At 36.3% G+C, this 8,524-nt stretch carries 7 protein-coding genes and 1 other RNA gene; 1 reads left to right on the top strand and 7 read right to left on the bottom strand.

The window, feature by feature from the left end; translation table 11 throughout:
- Nucleotides 1-46 precede the first annotated feature (46 nt).
- Nucleotides 47-940: a DMT family transporter gene (locus AC11ZT_RS03710; RefSeq protein WP_484058316.1), complete on the top strand. Its 894-nt coding sequence runs from the start codon at nt 47-49 to the stop codon at nt 938-940.
- Between the two features lie 2 nt (nt 941-942).
- Here the strand turns inward: AC11ZT_RS03710 and AC11ZT_RS03715 are convergent, their stop codons facing one another.
- The 7 genes from AC11ZT_RS03715 to AC11ZT_RS03745 form a co-directional block, all read right to left on the bottom strand.
- Entirely contained in the window at nt 943-1,200 is a 258-nt protein-coding gene (locus tag AC11ZT_RS03715) for a DUF6123 family protein (RefSeq protein ID WP_484058317.1), read from the bottom strand.
- A gap of 214 nt (nt 1,201-1,414) precedes the next feature.
- Nucleotides 1,415-2,281 (bottom strand): 5'-3' exonuclease, encoded by an 867-nt coding sequence (locus AC11ZT_RS03720; RefSeq protein WP_484058318.1) that lies wholly within the window; start codon nt 2,279-2,281, stop codon nt 1,415-1,417.
- A 49-nt stretch (nt 2,282-2,330) separates the two neighbouring features.
- Nucleotides 2,331-2,507, bottom strand: a non-coding RNA gene (gene ssrS / locus AC11ZT_RS03725) — 6S RNA.
- 90 nt (nt 2,508-2,597) lie between these two features.
- Nucleotides 2,598-3,434, bottom strand: a complete 837-nt coding sequence (locus tag AC11ZT_RS03730) for a sulfurtransferase (RefSeq protein ID WP_484058319.1) — start codon at nt 3,432-3,434, stop codon at nt 2,598-2,600.
- 13 nt (nt 3,435-3,447) lie between these two features.
- Complete coding sequence (locus AC11ZT_RS03735; protein ID WP_484058320.1) at nt 3,448-3,711, bottom strand: DUF2533 family protein; 264 nt, start codon at nt 3,709-3,711, stop codon at nt 3,448-3,450.
- 78 nt (nt 3,712-3,789) lie between these two features.
- Nucleotides 3,790-7,407, bottom strand: a complete 3,618-nt coding sequence (locus tag AC11ZT_RS03740) for a dynamin family protein (RefSeq protein ID WP_484058322.1) — start codon at nt 7,405-7,407, stop codon at nt 3,790-3,792.
- Between the two features lie 440 nt (nt 7,408-7,847).
- Nucleotides 7,848-8,393 (bottom strand): isoprenylcysteine carboxyl methyltransferase family protein, encoded by a 546-nt coding sequence (locus tag AC11ZT_RS03745; RefSeq protein WP_484058321.1) that lies wholly within the window; start codon nt 8,391-8,393, stop codon nt 7,848-7,850.
- Nucleotides 8,394-8,524: the final 131 nt, after the last annotated feature.

Consider the following 8,524-nt stretch of genomic DNA (forward strand, 5'->3'; position numbering starts at 1 on the left):
GAGCTAGCTAGAAAAGCCATATTGATGAACGGACGGGAAGAAACAAATGCGTAAAGTCGTTTTAGCTCATTTCGGATTATTGTTTATTACCTTTATATGGGGAACAACATTTGTAGTTGTTCAGAAGGCGATTTCTTTCATAGAGCCCTTTACATTTAATGCAGTCCGATTTCTTCTTGCAGGCTTGATTCTACTGTTGGTTTACACTTTTTCTCCCAATAAGGAAAAAAAAGTGAAACTTGGTCCTGGTATTGGAATTGGCGTATTCTTATTTGGTGGCTATTTGTTTCAAACCTTCGGACTGCTGTATACAACTTCATCTAAAGCTGGATTTTTAACAGGATTAAGCGTTGTGATGGTTCCCTTATTTTCTTATATTTTCTTTCGCCATAAAACGAGCTTGTTTGCAATATTCGGCGTTGGAGTTGCAACCATTGGTCTTTTTTTTCTAACAGCTAATGGTTCATTTGTTTTACAAAAGGGTGATATTCTTGTTTTATTCTGTGCGGTTTCATTTGCATTGCACATAATCATAAATGGCATTTTTTCAAAAGAATATTCTCCACTTTTTTTAAGTACCATACAAATACTAACAGTAGGTATATTATCATCCATTTGTGCATTCTTATTTGAAGATTACCATCGTATATTTTCTGTAACTATATGGAGTAATACATCCTTTGTATTTTCCATTCTTATTACAGCTCTTATGGGAACCGCGCTTGCATTTCTCATTCAAACAGTAGCCCAAACATACATCTCACCAACCCGAGTTGCAATAATTCTTTCTATGGAACCTGTATTTGCAGCGGCAACAGGAGTATATGTTGCAAATGAGACCCTCTCTATATCTGCGCTAATTGGATGTTCATGTATTTTGTTTGGTATGATTTTCGCAGAATTACCTGCTAAAAGAAAGAAACCACAGGCAGCTGCGTAAGCTTATCTTTCTAGCTTACGCAAAAATGCATGTGCTCGCTTAGCATCTGCAATGTGTTCTTGATGAAGCCGTTCTAATAACGCAATAAAATAACTTCCATCAAAATTCCGCTGATGTTTAAGAGTAGTTTCAATTGCAACGATAACCAATTCATCAGAGGATGCCGTATACTTCTGTCCAAATTCAATAAACCCAAGGGCATCCTTTGATAGTCGAAATCCTTTTGCATGCAAAAAGTGTATGTATTCTATCGTTCTCACGAATCCTCATCCCTTTTCAAATATCCCTTTATTATCATAACGTCACCGCTATGACAAAAGCAAATAGGATTTTTACATATCTAAAAAGAAAACTCACTTTTAAAAAAAACAAATTGCCCTCATGATACCCACATATCTAAAAAAAGAACTTATCGTTCAGAAAAGCTGTAAAAAAAGGAAAATGAGCTAGTATTATACTCATTTGCATTCTTAACTATAATAATGTTAGCAATGATTGCGGACGACTCCATTCTAATTCAGTACAAATACGGGATAAATTATTGGTATCTATTGAAACCGATGCTTGCTCTAGATCGCACGAGATTGGCAGATCACATTGAATTTTTGCAAGGTGCAGAGAAAGCATAAGATTATCCATATCGCTCTCAATTTTTATGCGTTGTGCGTTTGAAAGAACATGTAAATTATCTATAACTCCTTGTACCGATTGAAATTGTTGAATTAACTTATACGCAGTTTTCTCGCCAATACCTCGTACACCTGGATAATTATCACTCGTATCTCCCATAAATGCTTTTGCATGAACAATTTGCCATGGTTGCACGCCTTTTTCTGAAAAAATATCATCCGGAGTATAGAAGGAGTAATTTCCTACTCCCTTTCGCATTAGCATTACTGTCGTACTGTGATCAGAGAGCTGTAATAAATCAGTATCTCCTGTTAAAACGTATACTTCACCATCCTGATCGTAAAGTTTCGACAGGGTACCGATACAATCATCTGCTTCATAGCCAACCAAGCCAATATTCGGAATCTGCAACATACTTGTCGCTTCTTTTACAAGGCTGAATTGAGGTTTTAATTCCGCTGGTGCTTCGCCACGATTTGCCTTATACTGTGAAAATACTTCCGTACGAAAGGTCGTACTCCCCATATCCCAACAGGCAATCACATGGGTAGGCTGAATTTTTTGCACAGCCGTAAGCAAATGCTTGAGAAAACCATGGATGCCATTTGTAGGTACACCGCTACTCGTTTTCATATATTGTCCATAAACGCTCGTTGCGTAGAAGGCTCGAAACAGTAAAGCCATACCATCAACGAGTAAAATTTTCTTCACTTGATTTCCCCCCAAAATAAAAAACCTCACGTTTTACGTAAGGTTAAGTTAATTCCCCGCCTGTGCCGTCACCACATATGTCCAAAAACCCGCCCTAGCAGGTGGATGCCCTCACAAAAGTCTTCATCTTCCTTGATCAAGGCTTGACGTCAGCTTTTAAATATCGAGCTTCCGTAGAAATAACGTTGATTTAAACATAAATTAGTCACGAACACTGCAGGACTAAACTATTTGTCCATATAATATCATACTTTTTCATGGCTGTAAAATATCTAATCTATACTATTTAATTTCAAATATCGACAAAATAAACAATCTACTTATTTGTTACAATCTCATTATCTTCGTAAGAAATCCAGTCACTCCAGCTTCCTGCATATAATTTTACATTTAAAAATCCTGCTTCTTGTAACATAAGCACATTAGGACAGGCAGTTACACCTGAACCGCAATAAACAATTGTTTCTTTTTCTTTATCAAGGTGGGAAAATCGAAGCAATTGTTCTTCCTTATTTCGAAAGGTTCCATCTGCAGCAATTCCTTCTTTCCAAAAGTAGTTTACAGCAGTTGAAATATGACCGGCCTTTGCATCAATGGGCTCGATATTACCTTTATACCGTTCTGGCTCTCTCGAATCGATAAGAGTAAAATCTTTTCCCTCTAGAATGCGCATTTTCACATCCTCCATACTTACAACATAATCTTGTTGTAAGTATGGAATGTATGTCTTTTTTGAGAAGACAGGTATCTCAGTAGATTTATCATTGCCTCGCTCCAGCCAAAGTGGCCATCCACCATTTAAAACAAAAGCTTTCTTATGACCAAGAAACGTAAGTAACCACCAGAAACGCGAAGCCATTGCACCGTCTTCGCTATCATACGCTATGACCGTTGTGTGTTCATCTATACCGGCTTCTGCTAGTTTTTGAGAGAATTTCTCCATATCAGGTAACGGATGACGCCCACCGTGAGCTTGTACTTCACTTGATAAATCTTCATTTAAATCAAAATATACTGCTTGTGGGATATGACCATCCTGATATTGTTTTCTTCCCCAAGATGGATCATTCATTTGAAATCGACAGTCAATTATTCGCAAGCCATCATCTTGAAGATTCTCGGCTAGCCATTGTACATCGAGTACATGACTCAATTCATACTCCCCCTTATCCTTTTGATAGACGACCAACATATTCCTTTATCATTTCATTTGTAACAAGCTGACGATTTGGAACAATACCTTGTTTCGCAAGTTCATTTATTTTTTTAGTTATTATATTTATAGGTTCAACAGAAAAAGTATTTCCTTTTTGACATTGTGTGACTGCTGTGCTGATTGCTTCTTCTCTTTGTTTATCTAATGTGAAAAAGGTTGATACGAGTGTATGTTGTTTTTGTGAATGACTTGAAATTGCTTCATGTACTTCCATTATAATCACCTCTTCTAGATTATATGTTTGTTTGAAATGGATACATTATATTTCTATAGCACCTATATATTGAGATTATTATAGCACGTTTATATCTTTTTCGATCATTGTAATAATAAGATGTAGATTTTTTTGTGCAAGTTCATAGGACGATACATCAATCTGTTCCGAAAGAGCAGAAACAATTCCCTCATAGTATTTTGTAACATCCTCTTGTAATTCTTTTTTCGTCGTTTGCCATATTTTTTCCCATTCTTTCTTATAGTAGGCGGTGATCATTTCTTCTTCTTCTTGTACATAAGAATCCATCGGCCCGTCTAATACTTCCTGCATTTCTTCTTGCATCAATACTTTCTCATTTTTCTCAAAAAAGCTCTTTGCATTTTTAAAATATGACATAGCTTTTTTAAATTGATGTAACTCTAGCTTTTGAAATGGTTCAGTATGTGTAACGGATGCAATAGTGAATTCCTCTCCCTTAGTGAAAGGAACACCATCTGAAATTTGTAAACATTCTTTTTGTAATCCTTCAGATGAAAATTGTAACTTTTTTTGCATCCAATTTTCTATGCGAAGGGAGGTTGCTCTCATTTCTTGCATAAGGTCATTTTTAAGAAAGTCAACAAGCTCTGCTACACAATTATAAAGAATTTGTTTTACGTCACCTTTATCTGAGCGCAAGGTCGCTGGGTTAAAGAATTCAATAAATACATCATTGTAACGGAGCATAACTCGTTTTTTAACATAAAAGAGAAGCTCACGTATTTCTTGAACGAGCGCTTGTTCTTCCGTCAGCACGCTATAGTTTGAAATCATTTCCTGAATTGATGCGTGCTCTTGCTTATATTGTTTACGTTTTACCTCTTTTTCTTCATTACCCGCTTTCGCGTTTGCGAGGATACTCGCTACTAAATTGTGTGCAGATTTCACATCTGATTGTAAGGAAGAAAGAGAAACGAGCATTAAATCGCGCATAATAAATGTAGTGAATGCTTCTTCAAATGCTGTTATGCCGGATGTTTCAAGAACACCATATGTCCCCTTTTCTTTAACTATTCCAAGTTTTTCTTCTAGTGCAAATAAGCTAGATATAGGAAATAAACGTGGATTACGAATTCCATATTGTAAAAGCTGTCCGCGAATATAATCCTTAACCGTTTGAAGTTCTTCCGTCGTTGCTGCCAAATCGGCTGCATTAATCATGAAAAACATTTTATCCATTGCAAATGAATCCTTTACACGTCCAAGCTGTATTAAAAACTCACGATCAGCACGACTAAATACATGATTGTAGTAGGTAACAAATAATATAGCATCTGCATTTTTAATATATTGGAAGGAAACATCCGTGTGACGTGCGTTCACAGAATCTGCTCCGGGAGTATCCACAATCGTAACGCCTCTACGAGTTAGCTCGCAATCATAGTGAAGCTCCATAAATTCTACAAAGCATGATTTTTCCTCATTTGCAACAAAGGATGAAAATTCACTCATATCCGTTGTAATTTTTTGTCCAAGTTTATCAGCAAATGCGCTGTAACCTGTTTGCACGGCTCGCAAGAAGCTTAGTGTTGTTTTTTGACGTGCACTTGGTGAGGAATGCTTAAGAAGATCCTCAATTCCTCTGACTGCATCATCTAACGTTGCGACTTGCTTTTCAAACAATTTATAAATCCGCTGTAGATCCTCAAATAAAATGGTTGCAGATTTCACCATAATCGTAACGCTTCCATGCGGATGCTCCTGTGATACTGGAACAATTTTATTAATAGCTGCAGTCGTAGGGTTTGGTGACACCGGCAAGACCTTAGCTCCAAGCAAGGCATTAGCAAAAGATGATTTGCCTGCACTGAATGCTCCGAATAGCGCAACCGTAAATTGCTTTGTATCAACGCGACGACGTTTTTCTTCTATTTCCTCATATAAATGACGGAGCGCAGAGAATGGTTGAATAATAGATTCTGCTTCGCGAATATGATTTGTAATAACTTTTACGCGTTCTTGTGCCGTACCTTTTTTTTCTATGACTTCTTCTATAATTTCTGCCTCTTGATTCTCAACGATTTCATTTTCTTCTACGAATAACGGGTGCTCCGTTACTGTAACTTCTTCCTCTTCTAACAAAGCAAGGGAAAGAGGTTCAAATTGCTTACGACCTTCCCATATGTCAAACAAATCTTGCAAATAAGTCGTAACAATGTGTAAACTTTCTCTTCCTTCTGTTCTATCACGATATTCCTTCTCCATTTCACGTATACGATCATTTACTTCAGCCAGTTCAAAGTCCCACTTTTCCTTTAAAATCGGAAGTACTTGTTCGAAAAACGAATTCGCTTTCGTGCGAATAATGGACTTAATTGCGGCTGCAACATCGTTCGTATACGTCAGGACGTAGTTGCCAGATAAACCTGCACTTCTTTTAATTGTATCTGTCAATAAAGACGCTGTAAATGTAGTAGAAAGGCTATATACTTCCTTACCAAGTTCCTCATTGTATATATCGTATGCTTGTAAAAAAGACAGTATATATTGTTTTACATGCACATCTAGCTGTGTTTCAGTTGTTTGACTAATTTTTTCAAAAAATGTAGCGCGTCTTTGTTCCTTTTCCTTTTCCGTTTTTGATTTTGAAAAAAGGATACCTACTTTAAAATTTGTCAGCTCTGTCTCTAAATATTTTTCTGCTAACGCACGTACATCGAAAGGAAGTAGATACGCATTTTGTAAAATATGCTCCAATTCGTTTGCAAATTGTACCTTTACCTTCTCTTCCTTTTCCAGTAATTCTTTTTGCCTTGCATAATTTTCTTGTAATGCCCGTTCCGTTTTCTCAACAGATTGCAATGATACATCGTACTCATTGTTTTCAAGGCTTTTACGAATGCTCTTTTCGTGCTCCTCAAGTAAGTACGTTATCTCTTGATGTACACTTTCTTCTAAATAATCTGTTCGTTTTTCCATAATGGTTGCTAATAATTGTTTTAATTGCATGATTTCATTATAGGGATGATTTGGACTTCGAAGCGTTGTATAAAAGATACCATCTACATGAATATTCCAATTTAAAAACGATTGTTTCACACTATCCATATAGAGAGAGAAGGACAGTTCTTCTTCCTTATGCTTATCAATCTGATTTACAACTAAATATACTGTTTTATTCCGTTCCTTAAGTTCCTTCACAAATTGTAAATTCACCTGTGATTGAACATGATTATAATCCATCATATAGAAAATAACGTCTGCCACATGAAGCGCTGATTCCGTTGCTATCTTATGTGCGTCATCGGTTGAATCAATCCCTGGTGTATCAACGAGAATCACACCATCCGGAAGAGATGCATCTTCTCTCATGATGTGTACACCGATTATTTCCTCCCCATTCTTAAAGAGCTTCTTTAACTGTTCATCGGTGTATGCGCCTTCATAGGAATGCTTCACACCAGATTTTAATGTGATCACAACACGATTGTCCCCACGCTGAATTTTTACAACGTTCGCGCTCGTTGGGATTGGACTCGTAGGAAGTAAATCCTTCCCATACAATTCGTTTAGCATCGTCGATTTTCCAGCTGAAAAATGTCCACAAAAAGCAATCATAAACTCATTGTGCACATATTTTTGAATAACCTCATGGGTCCGTTTACTATTTTCTAAATCCCCTTTACTTTTCATCATCTCTTGCAAGTACAACATTTGTTGTACTTGTGAATTCGCAATTTGTACCATCTACCCGTTCCCCTTTACTTAAGATGACACGCCACATTCACAAACGTATCTCCCCATATTCGAAAACGTAACCGTTTCCATCTGAAATATTTGACTTATGTTCTATCTTACTAAATTTTCGAGAAAATAAAAAGTAAAGCTTAATCGGCTTGTAAGCTCTATACAGCAGTAGTTTTTGTATAGCTTCCAAATACGAAAAAGGGTGAAGCAAAAGAAAGTCTTTTGCTTCACCCTTTTTTATCTATAAAATTAGTGAGAAACTCGTTTTAAAACCAATGTTGTTAACACCGAATATACAACTACCGTACCTGTTAAAAAAGCGATTACCATATTTATCACCCTTTTTGATAATGATTATCATTTCTTGTTTGTATTATAGCATTGCAGAGAATGATTATCAATATATATTATGGCGTAAATCGAGAAATGTTTGTGAACCTTTGTCCATAATCTGTCATCTCTAGTAGTGCTTTCTCTTCTTCACGAATTCTTATAAAAAGAATACATACATTACATACACTAAACAGAATTGCTGTTACATAGGCCTGGAATAAAAGAGGAATAAGTAAAAATTCGCACACGACAACTACATAATTTGGATGTCGAATCAATCGATAGGGGCCTTTTACAACAACATCTTTCTTTGGAAGAACAAGAATTTTAGTATTCCACCGCTCTCCTAGAGAAACAATTACCCATAATCTGAGTAGTTGTGTTAAAGACAATGCTATTATCAATAAGGGCCAAAGAATTGAAAGTCCCTTATGAAAAATCATTACTTCACTTAGATATGAGATGAAAAAGCTGATATGTAACAGGACAATAACAGCATATTGCTTTTTCCCAAACTCTATTGCTCCCTTCTTTTTCATCATTCTTTCATTTTTCTTTGCGATGACCAGCTCTACAATTCGTTGCAATATGAAAAATGAGAAAAAGAAATAGAAAATCATCCAACTTCCTCCCATTCAACTAGTAGCAGTTCAGAGCTAAACCCAGGTCCTAATGCAGCAAGTAAACCGAATTGTCCTGGTTCATTCACTAACGACAAATATCTTTCAATTACATAAAGTAAGGTTGCAGA

The organism is Ectobacillus sp. (genome assembly GCF_056992975.1).

Bases quoted from the DNA above. Each gene is read 5' to 3' on its own strand.
- AC11ZT_RS03710 (WP_484058316.1), top strand. From the start codon at position 47: ATGCGTAAAGTCGTTTTAGCTCATTTCGGATTATTGTTTATTACCTTT.
- AC11ZT_RS03735 (WP_484058320.1), bottom strand. From the start codon at position 3,711: ATGGAAGTACATGAAGCAATTTCAAGTCATTCACAAAAACAACATACA.
- AC11ZT_RS03740 (WP_484058322.1), bottom strand. From the start codon at position 7,407: ATGTTGTACTTGCAAGAGATGATGAAAAGTAAAGGGGATTTAGAAAAT.
- AC11ZT_RS03745 (WP_484058321.1), bottom strand. From the start codon at position 8,393: ATGATTTTCTATTTCTTTTTCTCATTTTTCATATTGCAACGAATTGTA.